This is a genomic window from Candidatus Chromulinivoraceae bacterium (assembly GCA_035478595.1).
GTDB lineage: Bacteria > Patescibacteriota > Saccharimonadia > Saccharimonadales > Saccharimonadaceae > CAMLKC01.
In genome coordinates this window covers 35,751-52,184 of sequence record DATIJL010000005.1, presented here as the reverse complement: position 1 = coordinate 52,184, position 16,434 = coordinate 35,751, and the positions used below count along the sequence as shown (strand labels likewise).

At 45.9% G+C, this 16,434-nt stretch carries 19 protein-coding genes; 6 read left to right on the top strand and 13 right to left on the bottom strand.

Features of this window, described 5'->3' with window-relative positions:
* The first annotated feature begins 184 nt into the window (after positions 1–184).
* The 4 genes from VLG36_01540 to prmC all read left to right on the top strand — a co-directional run bounded on the left by VLG36_01540 (position 185) and on the right by prmC (position 2,803).
* Complete coding sequence (locus VLG36_01540; protein HSW77464.1) at positions 185–505, top strand: type B 50S ribosomal protein L31; 321 nt, start codon at positions 185–187, stop codon at positions 503–505.
* Between the two features lie 80 nt (positions 506–585).
* On the top strand, positions 586–912 hold the full coding sequence (locus VLG36_01535; protein ID HSW77463.1) for a hypothetical protein: 327 nt from the start codon (positions 586–588) through the stop codon (positions 910–912).
* Between the two features lie 3 nt (positions 913–915).
* Positions 916–1,986, top strand: a complete 1,071-nt coding sequence (prfA, locus tag VLG36_01530) for a peptide chain release factor 1 (protein HSW77462.1) — start codon at positions 916–918, stop codon at positions 1,984–1,986.
* Entirely contained in the window at positions 1,949–2,803 is an 855-nt protein-coding gene (gene prmC / locus VLG36_01525; GenBank protein ID HSW77461.1) for a peptide chain release factor N(5)-glutamine methyltransferase, read from the top strand. The genes prfA and prmC overlap by 38 nt, the downstream gene beginning before the upstream one ends.
* Here prmC and VLG36_01520 read toward each other — a convergent pair.
* The 3 genes from VLG36_01520 to VLG36_01510 are packed head-to-tail and all read right to left on the bottom strand — an operon-like array spanning position 2,800 to position 6,531.
* A complete protein-coding gene (locus VLG36_01520) occupies positions 2,800–4,029 on the bottom strand; it encodes a trypsin-like peptidase domain-containing protein (GenBank protein HSW77460.1) in 1,230 nt (409 codons plus the stop codon). The two genes, prmC and VLG36_01520, sit on opposite strands and share 4 nt — an antisense overlap.
* 36 nt (positions 4,030–4,065) lie before the next feature.
* Positions 4,066–4,845: a hypothetical protein gene (locus VLG36_01515; GenBank protein HSW77459.1), complete on the bottom strand. Its 780-nt coding sequence runs from the start codon at positions 4,843–4,845 to the stop codon at positions 4,066–4,068.
* 24 nt (positions 4,846–4,869) lie between these two features.
* On the bottom strand, positions 4,870–6,531 hold the full coding sequence (locus VLG36_01510) for an LCP family protein (GenBank protein HSW77458.1): 1,662 nt from the start codon (positions 6,529–6,531) through the stop codon (positions 4,870–4,872).
* A 102-nt stretch (positions 6,532–6,633) separates the two neighbouring features.
* On the opposite strand from VLG36_01510, the gene lepB reads away from it, so the two are divergent.
* Positions 6,634–7,245, top strand: a complete 612-nt coding sequence (gene lepB, locus VLG36_01505; GenBank protein ID HSW77457.1) for a signal peptidase I — start codon at positions 6,634–6,636, stop codon at positions 7,243–7,245.
* 36 nt (positions 7,246–7,281) lie between these two features.
* Here lepB and VLG36_01500 read toward each other — a convergent pair whose 3' ends face one another.
* From VLG36_01500 to VLG36_01460, 9 genes are all read right to left on the bottom strand, one after another.
* Positions 7,282–8,175, bottom strand: a complete 894-nt coding sequence (locus VLG36_01500; protein ID HSW77456.1) for a ParB/RepB/Spo0J family partition protein — start codon at positions 8,173–8,175, stop codon at positions 7,282–7,284.
* A gap of 27 nt (positions 8,176–8,202) precedes the next feature.
* The gene (locus VLG36_01495; protein HSW77455.1) at positions 8,203–8,967 is read right to left on the bottom strand and encodes a ParA family protein; all 765 of its coding nucleotides are present in this window, start codon (positions 8,965–8,967) and stop codon (positions 8,203–8,205) included.
* A gap of 50 nt (positions 8,968–9,017) precedes the next feature.
* The gene (locus VLG36_01490; protein ID HSW77454.1) at positions 9,018–10,817 is read right to left on the bottom strand and encodes an ABC transporter ATP-binding protein; all 1,800 of its coding nucleotides are present in this window, start codon (positions 10,815–10,817) and stop codon (positions 9,018–9,020) included.
* A 72-nt stretch (positions 10,818–10,889) separates the two neighbouring features.
* Positions 10,890–11,198: a 50S ribosomal protein L21 gene (gene rplU, locus VLG36_01485; protein HSW77453.1), complete on the bottom strand. Its 309-nt coding sequence runs from the start codon at positions 11,196–11,198 to the stop codon at positions 10,890–10,892.
* Between the two features lie 66 nt (positions 11,199–11,264).
* Positions 11,265–12,092, bottom strand: coding sequence for a sugar phosphate nucleotidyltransferase (locus tag VLG36_01480; protein ID HSW77452.1), 828 nt, complete (start codon positions 12,090–12,092; stop codon positions 11,265–11,267).
* Positions 12,093–12,104: 12 nt separating this feature from the next.
* On the bottom strand, positions 12,105–13,001 hold the full coding sequence (locus tag VLG36_01475) for a CAP domain-containing protein (protein ID HSW77451.1): 897 nt from the start codon (positions 12,999–13,001) through the stop codon (positions 12,105–12,107).
* A gap of 72 nt (positions 13,002–13,073) precedes the next feature.
* Positions 13,074–14,387, bottom strand: a complete 1,314-nt coding sequence (locus VLG36_01470; GenBank protein HSW77450.1) for a hypothetical protein — start codon at positions 14,385–14,387, stop codon at positions 13,074–13,076.
* Positions 14,388–14,508: 121 nt separating this feature from the next.
* Positions 14,509–14,886, bottom strand: coding sequence for a metallopeptidase family protein (locus VLG36_01465; GenBank protein HSW77449.1), 378 nt, complete (start codon positions 14,884–14,886; stop codon positions 14,509–14,511).
* Positions 14,887–14,918: 32 nt separating this feature from the next.
* A complete protein-coding gene (locus tag VLG36_01460; GenBank protein HSW77448.1) occupies positions 14,919–15,125 on the bottom strand; it encodes a hypothetical protein in 207 nt (68 codons plus the stop codon).
* Between the two features lie 476 nt (positions 15,126–15,601).
* Between VLG36_01460 and VLG36_01455 the strand changes: the two genes are divergently transcribed.
* On the top strand, positions 15,602–15,868 hold the full coding sequence (locus VLG36_01455) for a hypothetical protein (GenBank protein HSW77447.1): 267 nt from the start codon (positions 15,602–15,604) through the stop codon (positions 15,866–15,868).
* A 265-nt stretch (positions 15,869–16,133) separates the two neighbouring features.
* Here the strand turns inward: VLG36_01455 and VLG36_01450 are convergent, their stop codons facing one another.
* Complete coding sequence (locus VLG36_01450; protein ID HSW77446.1) at positions 16,134–16,319, bottom strand: hypothetical protein; 186 nt, start codon at positions 16,317–16,319, stop codon at positions 16,134–16,136.
* Positions 16,320–16,434: the final 115 nt, after the last annotated feature.

Below are 16,434 nucleotides of genomic sequence, written 5' to 3'. Positions count from 1 at the left end.
GACAAGGCAGTGAGCGGTCGCCCGAAGCAGTACCCCGAATATTCGTAAGCTATGCTCTAAAATGCGTAGTTTTTTTGTTTTTATAAACATCCGCACAAATTATTTACCCACTCCATTACCAACTCGTTTGCACCAAGCATTACCCTTTGACTTTTCCCCCAAAAACAGATACAATAGTCGGGATATGAAAAGCAGTATACACCCAACTAACTACCGCCCGGTCGTATTTAGCGACGACGTGGCTGGGTTTGCCTTCCTTACACAAAGTACAGCGCAAACCAACGAAACTATTAAATGGGAAGATGGCAACGAATACCCACTCGTTAAAGTCCACATCTCATCAGCTTCTCACCCATTCTTTACGGGCGAAGAAAAGATCATCGACACCGAAGGTCGTGTCGACCGCTTTAAGGCTCGTTTTGCTGCCGCTGAAGCTCGCAAGGAACAACTTGCGTCTAAGGCTAAAAAGCTTAACGCCCTCAAAAGTAAAAAAACCGAAAACTAGCGTTTTTACCTTAAGGAGACCTCACTACTGATAAAGAGGTCTCTTTTTGTTACAATATAAGAGAAGATAACCAAAGGAAGATGATGCAACCACAGCAAGACCAGTACAATCCGCCAGTACCACAGCCGCTCGAACCATCAAAAAAGCGTAACGGGCGCAAGATCGCTGGCATAACCTTGCTTGTCACACCTACGGCACTTATTATCGTAACGGTTATTATATATGCGTTGATGAACTTTGTTTTTGCCGGAAATTCTTCAACCGACAGCGAACTGTTCGGTAGCCAGTCAGCGCTTACAACCGGCCTTAACGTACTTCTCTTCCTCACAGGTACCGTGGGAGTTTTAACCTGGCTTCCCGCGCTTATCATTGGAATCGTCCTTTTAGCAACCCAGAAAAAGCAGTAAATTATGCCAAGTATTACCCTCAATATCCCAGACCTCCAAGCCGAAAAAGCCAAATTGGCTGATTTTTTGGCATCGCCAAGTGCATACAATGACCCGGAATTTTCTGCAAAAAACCGGCGTTTTACCGAACTGGACGGGATTTTAGCACTCGCCATTGAGCGTCAAACGCTTGAAGCTCACCTGGTAGAGGCGCGCGAGTTAGCAAATGGTAACGATGAGCTTGCAGAGCTCGCTAAAATGGAAATTAGCGAGGACGAAGCAAAACTCGCCAAGCTTGAGGACGACCTGTTTATAAAACTGGCACCAAAAGACCCTAACGACGAGAAGAACGTCATTATAGAGATCCGTGCTGGTGCGGGCGGCGATGAAGCTAGTTTATTTGCCGCCGAGCTCTACCGTATGTATTTGCGCTACTGCGAAATGCATAGTCTAAAAACAGAACTCATAAGCGAAAGTGCCAACGACACGGGTGGCTATAAAGAAGTTGTCTTTAAAATTAGCGGCGATTCGCCCTATGCGCAACTTAAGTTCGAATCTGGTGTGCACCGCGTTCAGCGCGTACCGTCAACCGAATCTCAGGGGCGTATCCACACCAGTACGGTTACCGTGGCAGTCCTACCCGAGGCCGAAGAGACAGATATCGAAATTAATCCAAACGATCTGCGCATAGATATTTACCGCGCCAGCGGCCATGGCGGGCAGTCGGTCAATACAACCGACTCCGCGGTACGTATTACCCACATTCCAAGTGGCATGGTTGTAACTAACCAGGATGAAAAATCACAAATTAAAAACAAAGAGAAAGCTATGGGTGTTCTTCGAGCTCGTCTCCTGCAGCAAAAAATCGACGCTGAACAGTCTAAGCTTGCCGCCGAACGCCGCAGCCTCATTGGCTCAGGCGACCGCAGCGAAAAAATCCGCACCTATAACTTTCCTCAGGATCGCATTACAGATCACCGTATCGGATACTCGCGCAGTAATATTCCCGCTGCAATGAACGGCCAAATTGATGACCTAATAGAGCACCTACAAAGTTATGAACGAGAACTCGCTGCTAAAAACGCAAGTAATTAAAGACTGGCTGTTAGCAGCCGCCGCCCGTCTCAAAAACGCGGGCATTCCGACACCTCGCCTTGATGCTGAAATCATTTTAGCCCATACCCTTCGTAAAAGTCGGACGTATCTGCATGCTCACGACGATGAGCAGCTTGAGTCCAGAAACCTCGAGATTGCTGATGCTCGCATAGAACTACGGCTTGATCGTACACCAGTAGCCTACATCATAGGTCATAAAGAATTTTATGGTCGACCATTCAAAGTAACCCCGGCAACACTAATTCCCCGCCCCGATTCGGAAACGATTATTACTTTGCTAGATGAACTTTTGCCACCAGCCTTTTCACTTATTCACGACATACCAAAGCGGCTGGTAGATATCGGAACTGGTAGTGGCTGCCTCGGTATAACTGCCAAGCTCGAACATCCAGAACTCGACATTACTATTTGCGATATCAGCAACCATGCGCTTAATGTTGCAAAGTCAAATGCAAAAGCTCTAAAAGCCGAGGTCACACCTATCTTGAGTGATCTTTTGACTGATTACCCATTCTCCCCCGACATCATTATCGCCAACTTGCCTTACGTTGATCCGGAATGGGAGCGTTCGCCCGAAACCAACTACGAACCGGCTCTTGCCTTATTTGCTGATAACGATGGCCTTGCTCTGATTTATAAATTGATCGACGAGGCTTCCCCGCGCATTACCGCGAATGGTCTTGTATTTCTTGAGGCTGATCCTCGTCAACATGCAGCAATCAGTACCTACGCAAAAACCCGCGGCTTTGCCGTACGGGCAAAGCGCGGGTTTATTATCGTGTTAGAAAAACTTTAGCTTCCGCTGTTTCCCGTATACTCAGAAAGAGTTACGTTAACGGTAAGCGTCTGGTCACCGCGTAGGATTGTCAGCTGAATTGTATCACCAGGTGCATATTCCGCTACAAGGCTTGATACATCGCCACGTGCCCCAACACCTATACTACCAACTTTGGTAATAATGTCTTTATCTTTAATACCAGCTCTATCTGCCGGACCACCACTTACAACAGCCGTCTTGCTATCACCATTAAAGACATAGCCGCCTTGCTTAACTGATAAGTTATAGTGCTTTGCAACGTCGGCAGCAATAGGAATATAGTTCACGCCGAGAAAGGCACGGTGCACGCCTTTACCGGCTAGCACACCCTTCATGATTCCCTTGGTGGCATCAACCGGAATCGAGAATCCGATACCCTGGGCGTCCTGAATGATTGCCGTATTAATACCGATGACCTGACCGCTTAGGTTGAGAAGCGGACCACCTGAGTTGCCAGGGTTAATTGCGGCATCTGTCTGGATAAGGTCCGTCAGATTTTCAACCGTACTACCAGATTGTGCAGAGATAGGACGGCCGGTTCCCGAAATAATTCCGCTCGTAACCGTATTCTGATACTGGCCGAGTGAGTTTCCAATTGCTATGACCTTTTGACCTACTTGAATAGTCGAAGAATCTCCAAGTTCTGCTGGTGTCAGATTATTCACGTTAGGTACTTTCAGGAATGCTACGTCATTGAGCGGGTCACTGCCAAGCACTTGTACGTTGTCATATGTAGTACCGTCAGAAAGCGCGATACTCACCGTTGTAGCACCATCAATCACATGCTTGTTCGTCAGGATGTAACCATCTTTGCTAATAATGATGCCCGTTCCAGCACTTTCCTGAGTGGCATAGTCTGATGAAGTACTTGGCGATGTAGTAAGGATTGAAACCACACTTGGCGAAACCTTACTAACAACATTAGCAATATCCGTCTCTTCTTGTGTCACTGGCTTATTTCCATCATTAGCAACTGTTTGGTGTTGCGCTACATTAGATGCCTGATTACCAGCAACGTACGAATAGATTTTCGCACCAACGATACCTGCGATAATACACAGTGCGATAATAAGAACGATAATAATGGCGATGAGCTTACGAGGTGATCGTTTTCGTGCGACCACTACTGATTCTGTTGCATGCGCCTTAGGTGTCACAGACACTACCGTTTCTTGTTCTTTGTGTTTTGTATCGTTCTCTTCCATCACCTTTTAGCCTACCCTCCTAAACTGAATCAATGCTTAAACTGCGCCAACATTTACCGTATTAAAGAAAACAACCAAAATAAGAATGACGCTGACTGATAATAGTAGAGGCATGATCATATCGTTCGAGTGAACAGAGCCATGCTTTTCGTAACTAGCATAGGCCCGCTCGGCCACAAAACTGAGGGCAATCGTAATGAGTGCTCCCTGTGGCAGTTTTACACCACCCGCACCGGGAATGCTATATGCGAACGTCCAGTGGTAAAACAACCAACCAAGTTCAGCAAATATAAGTCCCCATGCAAGGCTATAGAATGAGACGTGCGCTTCTTCATAGCTACCAAGTACGTGACGAGCTGCGCTGTATCCTATCACCCACATAAGTAGCACAACAAGTGACGACCACCAACCATACGATACAGTCATGAGGGCTGTGACGCCTAAAAAGGTTGCGGCACCCGCTTGTACAGCGACAAATGATCTCTTGGAACGTGGCTTAATAAACAGCAACCAAAATGCATACAGAAGCGCAATAAGGACTTGTACGACGAGTGCGCCATTTGCAGCATACAACAACACCACGATACTAAGACCTACAATAATGTCGACAATGTTAGACTGTAGGTTGGCAAACCAATAGCGGGGCCTCACTGCAAGAACGCGCCACTTACTTAAAAGTATAAGAAGGAAAGCTACCCAAGGTGTTTCTATCGCCCATACAACTCCCAGAATAGCCGCGGCAAGTGCAAGGTTTAATCCGACATAGATGATCTCACTAAAAAGCGAGCGTTTGTTTGGTAATCGTAAAAGCTCCATAATCTAGTGCCTATTATACATCATCTAACCAGCATTGGTCGATGAGCTAGAGGCAGCAGATGGATCTTTGCCAAAGATGACCACAAAGTTTACACCAGATGGAACGGTTACAGGAGGAGCTGACGTCTTAGTCTTTACGCCAAAGGTTGATTCTAGTTTTGCTTTTGTAGCGGTCATGCCGTCACCAATTTGGTAAATCTCGACTGCGTCGTAATTCCCCGCTGGAGCTGTATCAACGTTACCGACGATAAAGCCTGCACTTGTGAGTTTACTAGCTTGAGTCTGTGCAACACCAGCAACACCCGATCCATTAAGAACTTCGACATTTGCACCTTCACGAGTAACAGGATCACTGCTGAGTTTTTGCTTCAAGAAAGCCTGAACTGCTGAGTAATCAAACTCACCGGCAGAAGGTACAACGACACTCGCCCCACCATAATTACTATCCGTAAATAGCGAATTATCGCCAGCATCAAGACTAATACGGTTGATGTTCTCTGGTTTAACATCACTTCCAAGCTTCATAAGTGTGCGAATTTCTTTTGTTTGGAAGTTCGTTCGTAAATTGTCGCCCAGCGCATCTAGTAAACTAGAAACCTTAGTGGGATCAGCGAACGTGCCAGTACTGACGGCTTTTTGCTTCAAGGCAACGATGATTTTTTGCTGATTAATTTCACGATCAGGGTTAGATTTTGCAAGCCCGTATGTTGGAGCACTATCACCACGAGCCTCGGCAAGGAATAATGCGTGGATACCGTCCAGATGTTGAACGCCCGGACTATATTTTACATAGAAACACTTGTAGCTACAGCGCCAGTCAAAGTTACGATCAAGAATACTACCAGGTTGCACACCAGCCGGCACCGAACCGTCACCTTCAATATCAACATCAACCCCACCTACGGCGTCTACAGCTGCTTTAATCACAGTGTTATTAACGTGGACGGCGTACTGGATATCCATGCCAAAGATGTTGCCGATAAATTGACGTGTCTTTGTAAGACGATCCTGTTCAGCAGATGGACTCGTCATGTCGGTGTTACTACAACTATAATACTCGTTGATCTTGCCTTCGTAACCACTGTTGCAAGCCATGCCGTACTTTACATAGAGATCACGCGGAATACTATACATGTCTACGATTTTCTTGTTCTGGTCGATACTCATAACCATCATAGAGTCAGTCAGGTACGCGCCACCATGTCCTGGGTCATCTTCAGATGTTCCCAAAATGAGAATATTGCTCCGACCATTGGCATCCTGCCTAAGTGGCTGATTTTGAATGATATCAAGGATACTTCCCTGGAAGATATTACCCCCAGCATGTAATGCTTTATATACCAAAAAGCCTCCAAGACTTAGAATAGCCAAAAGGATGACAATAATAGTCCACTTGATGATACGGCGTTTTTTACTCTTAGGCTTCTTAACTTTACGACCACGCTTGCCCTTCTGCGGCGGCATGTCGTTCATGTCAATACCGCTTAGCGAGCTCGTTATATCGTCTCGAGCAACGCCCAGTTCGGCGCGGCCAGGAATAGCCAATTGGTCTTTTGGCGCATCACCATCTTTATGAACACTCATAAAACGAGATGGAAGTTCATCTGATGGCTTGCCAATGCGACGCTCCGTGCCACCAGGGCGACGCGGAACAAATCCGTCTAGTGAATGTCGTTGCTGTCTCATAAATACTTCACTTACTATATATGATCCGTGTCATTTTTTGAACCTAAAAATCATAACTGTTTTGCTTTTACAGAGGCCACGAAAAGGTGTATAGTTAGTCTAATGGAAGCCACATTTATGCAGCGCCACCCTCTTTTTAAGGATGCACTCAATATCCTTATCTTTATCGTCTGCGTACTAATTGGCACACTTCTTATTAATACATACGTTTTTCGTAGCTTTAATGTACTTGGTCCCAGTATGGAGACTACGCTATATACTGGCGATCGCCTCATCGTTAATCGCCTACCTGTTACATGGGCACAATTACAAAACAAAACATACATTCCAAACCGCGGACAAATTATCGTATTTAAAAACCCACAATACAATGCCGGTACTGGCGATGAATTTATTGTAAAACGTGTTATTGCCTTCCCGGGTGAGCGAGTCGTCGTAAAAGACGGCGTCCTAACGGTTTATAATCAGCAAAACCCCAATGGTTTTCAACCAGATAAAGCTCAGGCAAACGACACTACGAGCCATCCCGGTTCGCCAACCAGTGGCAATGTTGATACGGTCGTAACCGACGGTACGCTATTCGTTTCAGGTGACCACCGCGAAGGTGATTATTCATACGACTCACGAAGCGGTCTAGGACTTATTCCCTTTTACGATGTAGTTGGACCCGTAAATATGCGGATCTACCCATTTACAAAAGTCCGGTTCTTCTAGAACCGGACTATCAATTTCATAAAGTATAAAGGACTATCAGCTATCGCCTAGAAGTTTCTTGATACGCTTAAAGTCAAGATCGCTCTTGAATCTAATAACGATTTGGCCAGCGCCCTTAGCATTTGTCTTCACGCTCACATCAGTTGAGAAGCGTTTAACAAGCCGATTCGTTTCATCTTCATATGGCATAGCCGCCACTTTTTGGCGCTGCTCATTCTCAATTGGCGACTTAGCAGCTTTTTTAATCTGCACGATAAACTGCTCTATCTTACGTGCGCTCCACTCCTCTTTAAGGATACGTGGCAAAATTTCTTCAATCACATCTGCATCAAGGTTAATCAGCGGACGAGCCTGACCCTCACGAAGGCGACCATCAAGTAGCGCTTCACGTACAGATTCTGGCAAGCGCAAAAGACGCAAGGTATTACTAATGGCACTCACCGATTTGCCGCCAACACGTTGACCAATCTCATCAAGCGTAAGATTAAACTGGTCGCGTAACTTGAGATATGCCGTGGCTGTCTCGAGAGGATTAAGGTCGCGGCGCTGTAGGTTTTCAATCAATGAAAGTTCTAGCTTGTGCTGGTTAGACAAGGTGCGTACGAGAGCTGGCATCTTATCAAGACCCGCCATCTTAGCCGCGCGATACCGACGTTCACCGGCTACAATCTGGTAGCCATTTTTTTGTGGTGTCACCACAATTGGTTGCAAAATGCCATGTTCAGTGATGGAAGCAGCAAGCTCCTCAAGGGCAACCTCGTCAAAAGCACGACGTGGCTGATCAGGATCAGCAGAAATCTCCGTAATTTTAATATTACGTAGTTCGCTGACGCGATCGTCCTGGGCTGCCGTTGGATCAAACGATTCGTCCAGAAGTTCCGTTGGGATCAATGCGTCAAATCCGCGCCCCAAACCTTTTTTCACGCCCATGTTACTCCCTCCATCTTATTTCTCTATCTAACTAGCCCGCTCTATAAGTTCTTTGGTAACTGCCTTGTAGGCCCTCGCGCCCTTAGAGAACTTATCGTATGCGCCCACCGGCAAGCCGTGGCTTGGAGCCTCTGCAAGACGGATGTTACGTGGAATTGTCGTCTTAAATACTTTGCCAGGAAAGTGCTTTTTAATCTCCTCGTGCACCTGACCGCTAAGAGTCGTACGGCCATCTACCATTGTTGGCAAAACACCGATGAGATCGAGCGTAGGGTTCATACTCTTTCGTACGAGTTTCATTGTCTCAAGTAACTGTCCGAGTCCTTCAAGTGCATAGAACTCTGCCTGTACGGGGAGAAGCACATACTGTGCTGCAATCAGCCCGTTCACAGTTAACAAGCTAAGGCTCGGTGGACTGTCGATCAAAATAAAATCATAGCTCTGCGGTAAAGTTCCGATCGCGTTTTTAAGCCGTGTAAAACGACGATTTGCCTGAGCCAGCTCTACTTCTGTATTTGCAAGTTGCGGCGTAGTTGGTGCAAGATACAGGTTTTTATGATCGGTCGCTATGATAATATCAACCAACTGCGTTGTCTCTAAAATAACATCGCTCATAGTAGCCTCAAGCGACTGCTTATTGATCCCTAGGCCGCTCGTAGCGTTTCCCTGGGGATCAAAATCAATCAACAGTGTCTTCTTACCCTGCTTTGCCAAATAGTATGCAATATTGACCGCACTGGTCGTCTTGCCTACACCACCTTTTTGATTGGTTACCGAAATGACTGTCGTCACTGTTTATTACTTCCCTCTTTTACCCTATTGTAGCATGAGCACGAAGGAATTTAATCGGTTTCTTCTTCTACCAACACATTTCCGCTCTGGTGCTGCCATAGACGATAGTAGCGGCCTTTTCTCTCAAGGAGCTGTTTATGTGTTCCCTGTTCAATGAGTCGACCTCCGTCCATAACAATAATCCTATCCATATGGCGCAGAGTTGATAGGCGGTGGGCGATTGCAATGACCGTTCTGTCGTTCCAAAGACGTTCTAACGCTTCCTGCACAAGCACTTCGGACTCGCTATCAAGCGCGCTGGTTGCCTCATCTAAAATAAGGAGCGGCTTGTCGTCGAGAAATGCCCGCGCAATAGCGACACGTTGGCGCTGGCCCATCGAGAGCTTAATGCCGCGTTCACCAACAAGAGCCTCGTAGCCACCAGAGGTCTGAGTTATAAACTCATGGGCATGAGCTCGGCTTGCTGCCCGTTCAATTTCCTCTTGAGTTGCGTCTTTATCTGAACCATACGCGATATTTTCGCGAATCGAGCGATGAAACAGTGGCGTATCCTGTGGTACATAGGCGATCAAATCAACTAATTGTCGATTGTCGACAGGCTGGCCATCGATCTCAACCATTTCAGTAGGTAATTCGTAATAGCCAAGTAGTAATTTAATAAGAGTCGTCTTGCCACTTCCACTTGCACCTACAATACCAACCTTCTCATTTTTCTTAATCGTCAGATCAATCGAACTCAAAATCTCACGCTCCGGTTTGTCCGGGTATGAAAACGTCAGATTTTTAAAACTCAAGCTTTTATCAAACACGAGCATATCGTGTTTTTTTAACTGGTGTTGCCCGTTAAAATGCTCTGTCGTTACGTTACTATCACCAAATAGGTACCGATAAGCCTCTTCTATGCGTCCGAGTTTTATCGTAAACTGTGACACGTTCCAGATGACCATCCAAATATAGTCAGAGAAAATCAGTAACGTCGAAATAAATGTCGTTATCCGTGCAACACTTATTTGTCCATGCATGAACAGATAGACATTAAGTAAGATCGTTGCCGGCCATATAACCCATCGCACCATAAGGCTCATTGCACCCCAGAAGACGATACTCCAAAAAAATGCTCGGCTTGACGCATCGGCCACTTCCTTACGCCGCTTTACGATTTCGTTAAACTCCGATCGCTCGCGACGAAATGCCTTAACACTTACAAAGTTGCTAATAACATCAATGGAATACCCATCAAGGTTTGCACCAATGTCTGTAAGATCACGTTCAGTACTTACCGCACGACCAACAAGTTTGCGACCCGCAACAAACATTATGACAATCGAGACCACAAAGACTACACCCGTAGTCACATTAACACTAAACATAATACCCGCAATAATCGGCAGTTTTACGAGCAAATCAGCATACTGGTAGCAAAGATTATTAATAAAATCCCTGAACTCACGCCCTATTAGTGCAACATAGCTACTTATTTTACCGGTAAATTTATCAATAAAATAAGGATACGGCTTGCTCATAACAGCCTGGAAAACGATATTCTCAAACTCATAGCCTTTTGCGTTGATAAGCTTACGGAAAAACAGCTCCGCACTGCGCCAAAGCACGTCATGGCCAACACTGATAGCAATCAGAATACCAACCAGCCAATATAACGTATTTTTTGAGACTGGCTGAGTACTCAATGTTGCAACAAACTCACCAATAAATACTGGCAAGACGGCAAGTAATACACTTGAAATGACGAAAAGGCTAAAAACCGCAATGAAGCGGCCCTTAAATGTAGCTATAAAACGGACATATGCCCGTAGCGAAGCAAAACGCTTCTTGGATTCAATTGTTTTCATGAGGTTTCTCGATTTTAGGATTATATCTTGCGGGTTACCACCATACCCTAAAACCGAGAAACTATTGATGTTCTATTTAATAGAAACGATTTCGATCTTTGAGTATTTTTGGCGGTGTCCCATTTCTTTGTGAACACGCTTTTTTGCCTTGTAGCGAATGGCACGGACTTTATCGCCCTTTACTAGTTCTTCAACTACCTTGGCGGTTACTTTTACACCCTTTACCGCTGGTGCGCCGACGGTGGTTGTATCTCCGTCAATAACCAACAGTGCGTCTAAGGTGAGCTCTTTAGTGCCTTCCTGGAGGAGGTCCACCAGTAGGGTCTCTTTTTCGGCAACAATAAACTGTTTGCCACCGATCTTAACGACTGCTTTTGTCATAGATATCCTTTAAAATTATTAATCAATCTTGCTCATTGTAACAGATGAGCGCTTGTTTAGCAACAGTTACTGAGCTGCTGACGTTCCGTGTACGATATTATTGGCATGTAACCAACCCTCAACACTTCCGCCATCAAGATATTGACCATGCGCCGGAACAACCACCACGCTTCCGCCAGTAGCAACGTATTGGTTAATTGGTTCAGTAATATAATATTCACCTGAAATCGGTACTGCCGAATAACTCGTGATTGCCTTCATAACATCGTAGTTCAACACGTACTTACTGACGTTAATGAGCGTGCTTGGTGCATCCTCTGGTCGTGGCTTTTCGACAATCCGAACAAACTCATGACGCTCGTTAAGGTCAAGCACACCGTAGTGGCTCACTGCACCACGTGGAACATTCACTCCGAGCATGGCGTTTCCACCTTCTGGTGTTGCATCAAGCAAACGGCGCACTTCACTACTTCCATCGGCATTATATATAAAATCATCGCCCATCAGTACTACGACAGACTCACCTACCTCGAGTTTGGGCATAACCAGACTGACCGGGATAGCGGTACCGTATTTGCCGTTGGTATTTTGCACAATAAAATGGAATGATACATTCTGCGGTGGTCGTACAAGTGACAGCATCCCCTCTTTGCCGTTGCCGATAAGATACGCATCCAGCACACCGTTATCGCTGTAGTACGCTTGTAACTGCGTCATCCACTCACTTACCACAAAGTAGATATCAGTGATACCCGCGGCAATGCAATCTTGCACCACATAATCAACAAGCGGACGGTTTCCGATTGGCAACATACATTTTTCAATTGCTTTGGTAATCGGTAGGCGGCGTGTGCCCCATCCTGCAACTGGAATAACGGCTTTTGAAATCTTCATTACTCTAGGATACTAGATCTGGCCGCCGCTGTACAAACTTATAAACACAACAGCAAGCGAAATGATACTAACGAACTTGTATGCACCGTGGTGACGATACCATGTTGTGCGGAACATCTTTGGTAATTTATTACGACTAGCTTGTGTCAACAACGCCACACCAGCCATGATCGTCAAAACTATCAAAACCATGACTGCAGCAGGCGTAAGTGATTCTGCCATCATGGCAACTCGGGTCATAATACTAATCGAACCACTGGTTGAGGCCTTTAGTGACGGTTGAGCAGAAGCTGCGGCAAGCGTTGCAACTGGCTCTCCATAAAGCACCACAACAAGTGTTGTTGGTCGACCTTCAAGTGAACCATCTACAGTTGCAATCCCCATCTCGGTATAGTGTGCGTCTAAGATGTTAGCCCGATGATCTGGCGAAGCCATCCAGGCAGTTGTCACTGCGCCAGCCGTAGAAAAATCTTTAGCCAAATTTTCACCCGCATAGGCATAGTTGTAACCTACTTCATTAAACCAATACCATGGTGTTTTACCGTCCGGCGCGGTATGCGCCCAGTACTGCTGCTTGAACATGTCCTGTGCCTTCATGAATGCCGCTCTAGACAGCGCGTCGCTTAGCTTTAGTGACTGAAGATTGTTACTCGAGCGTTGCTGATTTGTTTCACTTAAAAGATCGTTCGGTGTAATTGGTTGTTGCGCGCCAAGAACTGTACCGTTGGCTGAAAAACTCAAGCTAACCTGCATAATAAAAACAAGAACCGCCACGAGTAATAAACTGTGACGGCGAATGAGATGCGGTCTATATTGATTGGCTCCATGTGGTACGAGCGCCATTTTAAGATGGTGCCGGAGCCATTTTTGAAGCCGCGTGACTTGTGTGTTTTTCTTCTTTGTCTTCACCCTTGTCCCAAAGTATAAACAACTTTTGCTAAAAAAGCGAGAGTCTGGTTTTATATGTATATTATGCGTAGCTTAAGCAGTTTGGCGACGGCTTTTTAGCGCCGAAGTCGTCCACATAGAACCTACCCCTATCGCTAATGCCAGTAGCCACCAGTACCAGGCTATTCCTAGTAATTTCCAGCCAGTTTCACTTGGTGCGACAACCGACGGCGTCGCGGCCACGTTGGCGTTGCTATCATCTTTAGATGTTTTCGCACCTAATACCGCTTGGTCGTTTTGACCAGCGGGCGTTATTGGTACCGCCGGCACAATGGTAACTGTCTGGGGCGGCGCTACCAGCTGCGGCAGTGTTTGCGTCAACGTAAGCGGTGCCACGTTACCACTACCGACGGGGGGAATATAGGCGCTCACACTTACTGATACAAAGGAGTCTGGTGACGATATCTTAGTACTCGCATTCCCGTGGCTATCTATGGCGACAACTAGAAGAGTATGCGAACCTTGCGCAAGTCCACCGCTTAGTGTGTAGGCCCAACTACCCACACTGTCAATATTTTTTATAAGATCAGCGGCTTCGACTCCATCAACATAAAGCTTGAATGACTGCAGATCAGAATTATCTACCGTACCCGCAAGCTTTATGTCTGTGCTCGCCATTGGGTTTGCAGTACTCATAATAGCGACCGTTGCAACAGGCGCGATATGGTCTACCGTAAACGTTTGCTGTGCCGCATTTTGAACACTCGCATTACCAAGCATATCCACGCTCCATATCTTTACCGTATAATCTCCACTTGCAAAACCACTGACATCAACTGGAGTCACCGAACCGTCACAAGCGAACGAAACCTTGCTTCCGTCAGCTGGTAGAACCACGGCGCCAGTACTGTCAAAAATCTGATATTGACAACCTCCAACGCCGCTTACATCGGTTGCCGTTGCCGAGAGATTAAACGTTGAACCTACAACTGGCTTGTCGCCGGACATCGTAACGACGGGAGCCGAATTATCGACAGTCACCTTCCAGAGCGGGCTCCAGTCGCTTTCAGCACCGCTCGTCGCTACTGCCTTGACTCGCCACCAAAAAACCGTACCATCAGTCACATTCGTCTCTGTTGTGCTCGTTGTGGCGTAGGTCGCCGTATGTCGCATGCTTGTTGCTGCAGCATCGTTGTAGCTTTCGTAAATATAATTTGTTGCATCTGTTACTGACTGCCACTCACTCGTGATCGTCGTGCCGTTTACGATTGCATTATCTGTAGGAGACAAGAGTTGTGGTGTGCTAAGAGACACAGTGGCCGCGTTCGCAACTTGCGACGAAACTAAGTTATATAGCGGTTGCGACACAAACGCAGCCACGCCAACTAGAATACCAATGATGTACACGGATGCAGATGATCTGCGCCGTAGTTGTAACCCCATTTATCCTCCACATGTGCATGTCTCATGACGCTCACATATACTCTAAGTTTAGCACACCTCAAATAAGCGTAAAAATTTTTACGCTTTACGTGTGTCTCTGAATAGCGTGGATGCGATCATGATTAAGGCCATAATAGTGAGCTATTTCATGCCACAGTGTTCGCTTAATTTGTTCAAAAAGTCCCGCCTCGTCGTGTACGACGGCAAGAATAGAATGTTTGAACAACGTAATTTTATCCGGCAACACAAATGTATAATTATTGCCACGTTGCGTTAAGGGAATGCCTTCGTAAAGACCTAACAGTATATGGTGTTCGTCGAGATGGTACTTTTGTTTTTGTTCTTCGGTTGGCTCATCTGCATATGTAACGACAACGTTATCGAGACCTTCAATATACTTTTGAGGCAGCTCATCCATTGCCTGTGAGATAAGATGGTCGAATGCTTCGTCGGATAAATGCATACTACAATTCTACTATAAAAAGTATAGTAAGGCTAGTTGTCTTCAGTAAAATGAAACCACTCAGGATCGTGTTCGATGTCATCTTCAACAGAATGCCAATAGCGATCTAACTGGTCTTCGTCAACATTTTCCTCAAGCGTGATAGCATTAGGCTCGGATTGCTCCTGAACAATCTCCTCACGGAGGCCATCCCCTAGCGGGTCGATTTGTTTGAATGAGATATGGTGTTTAAACAGCATTATTTTTTTGTTTTAGTGTTTTCCTGATCACATTTAAGCATAAAAACAATAAAATGTCAATCGGACTTTGGTCACAGAAATCCAGCACAAAGGCTGAAACCCACTTGTCTCCTTGTGGTGGCCAAGAAACGCCCGAATGTTGCGATCCGACGCTTTGCCGACGTCTTGGTAACATTCCTGACGGCGGTCGCCTTGAGATCGAATGTGCCGACATCTCACCGAGGTTCCTGTAGGCGTATGCCCATCTCGTAATAGTCAAAATATACAACTCTACCGAACCCTCGTATATATCTTACTCATAGTAGTGGGTGGGCAAAAAATGTAAACATGAAGTGTAGGATAATGATAGAAAAGCAACTGCTTGTGTATGGCGCACAAGCCTATTTAATATCATAGTACTCTCTCCTAATAAACGACAAGGTATATGCTATTATAATCACTGTCCTACGTCAAACACTATACATGATGGGAAAATTGTGCACGATTTTGATATGCGCGTCCTCAACGAGTTGCGGAGGATCGCTACCCCGGCGGACAACCAGGCCATCGACGGCAAGAAGGCGGGGTTGGTTGGTCCTCGGATGAAGAACGAATCCGTTTCAGTCCGCATTCTCGTAGCGTTGCTGGATGCGAATCAGAGGGCCACTCTCCCAGGAGTGCTCGCGTCGTTTGGTAGCCTGAAGAGACAAAGGCTTCTCTTGAATGCTCCAGGCAAGGGCTACTTCGTCGTCATGAGCGACTAAGTAGACTTCATAGCTAACCCGCATAACTTGCGGGTTAGCTATGAAGAAAATAACTGAAAGTATCAATATTATAATAAGATGTTTAACGTTTTATCAAGAAAGACAACATTAGGAGTAAGACATGGTCCTACAATCTTTAAGTGCAACAGAGACGTAGCCTGTCCTTTTGTAGCCATTGGGGGCGGGGTATTATTCTTTTGACAAGTAAATAGCCCTGCATCTCATCGATGCAGGGCTATGACTATTCACTGGAGCCAGAAGTACTCTATTCCGGAAAGAGTCTTCTCAGGCTATACCCCTTTAGGGCCAAGATGGCAGATAGTGCCTTGAGGGCCTCTCCCGGGCTCTCCTTGCGAAGATCGTTAGCGAGATCGTTGTCGATCACCCCAATCTCAAGAGCCTTGGCAATTATCTCCTTGACTCTTTCGTCATTTGGCAGTGAGTCGCTCATGACTACCTCCTGGTCGTTCTTGTGAATATGTCAACTCATATATTTTAAAAGATAAATTACATTAAACCAAATTAGTTTTAGTTTCAGCCGCAACTTTTTAATGACCCCCCAGCTT

Coding starts and splice junctions, on each gene's coding strand:
- VLG36_01540 (HSW77464.1), top strand. CDS start 185: ATGAAAAGCAGTATACACCCAACTAACTACCGCCCGGTCGTATTTAGC.
- VLG36_01535 (HSW77463.1), top strand. CDS start 586: ATGATGCAACCACAGCAAGACCAGTACAATCCGCCAGTACCACAGCCG.
- prfA (HSW77462.1), top strand. CDS start 916: ATGCCAAGTATTACCCTCAATATCCCAGACCTCCAAGCCGAAAAAGCC.
- prmC (HSW77461.1), top strand. CDS start 1,949: ATGAACGAGAACTCGCTGCTAAAAACGCAAGTAATTAAAGACTGGCTG.
- VLG36_01520 (HSW77460.1), bottom strand. CDS start 4,029: ATGGAAGAGAACGATACAAAACACAAAGAACAAGAAACGGTAGTGTCT.
- VLG36_01515 (HSW77459.1), bottom strand. CDS start 4,845: ATGGAGCTTTTACGATTACCAAACAAACGCTCGCTTTTTAGTGAGATC.
- VLG36_01510 (HSW77458.1), bottom strand. CDS start 6,531: ATGAGACAGCAACGACATTCACTAGACGGATTTGTTCCGCGTCGCCCT.
- lepB (HSW77457.1), top strand. CDS start 6,634: ATGGAAGCCACATTTATGCAGCGCCACCCTCTTTTTAAGGATGCACTC.
- VLG36_01500 (HSW77456.1), bottom strand. CDS start 8,175: ATGGGCGTGAAAAAAGGTTTGGGGCGCGGATTTGACGCATTGATCCCA.
- VLG36_01490 (HSW77454.1), bottom strand. CDS start 10,817: ATGAAAACAATTGAATCCAAGAAGCGTTTTGCTTCGCTACGGGCATAT.
- rplU (HSW77453.1), bottom strand. CDS start 11,198: ATGACAAAAGCAGTCGTTAAGATCGGTGGCAAACAGTTTATTGTTGCC.
- VLG36_01480 (HSW77452.1), bottom strand. CDS start 12,092: ATGAAGATTTCAAAAGCCGTTATTCCAGTTGCAGGATGGGGCACACGC.
- VLG36_01465 (HSW77449.1), bottom strand. CDS start 14,886: ATGCATTTATCCGACGAAGCATTCGACCATCTTATCTCACAGGCAATG.
- VLG36_01460 (HSW77448.1), bottom strand. CDS start 15,125: ATGCTGTTTAAACACCATATCTCATTCAAACAAATCGACCCGCTAGGG.
- VLG36_01450 (HSW77446.1), bottom strand. CDS start 16,319: ATGAGCGACTCACTGCCAAATGACGAAAGAGTCAAGGAGATAATTGCC.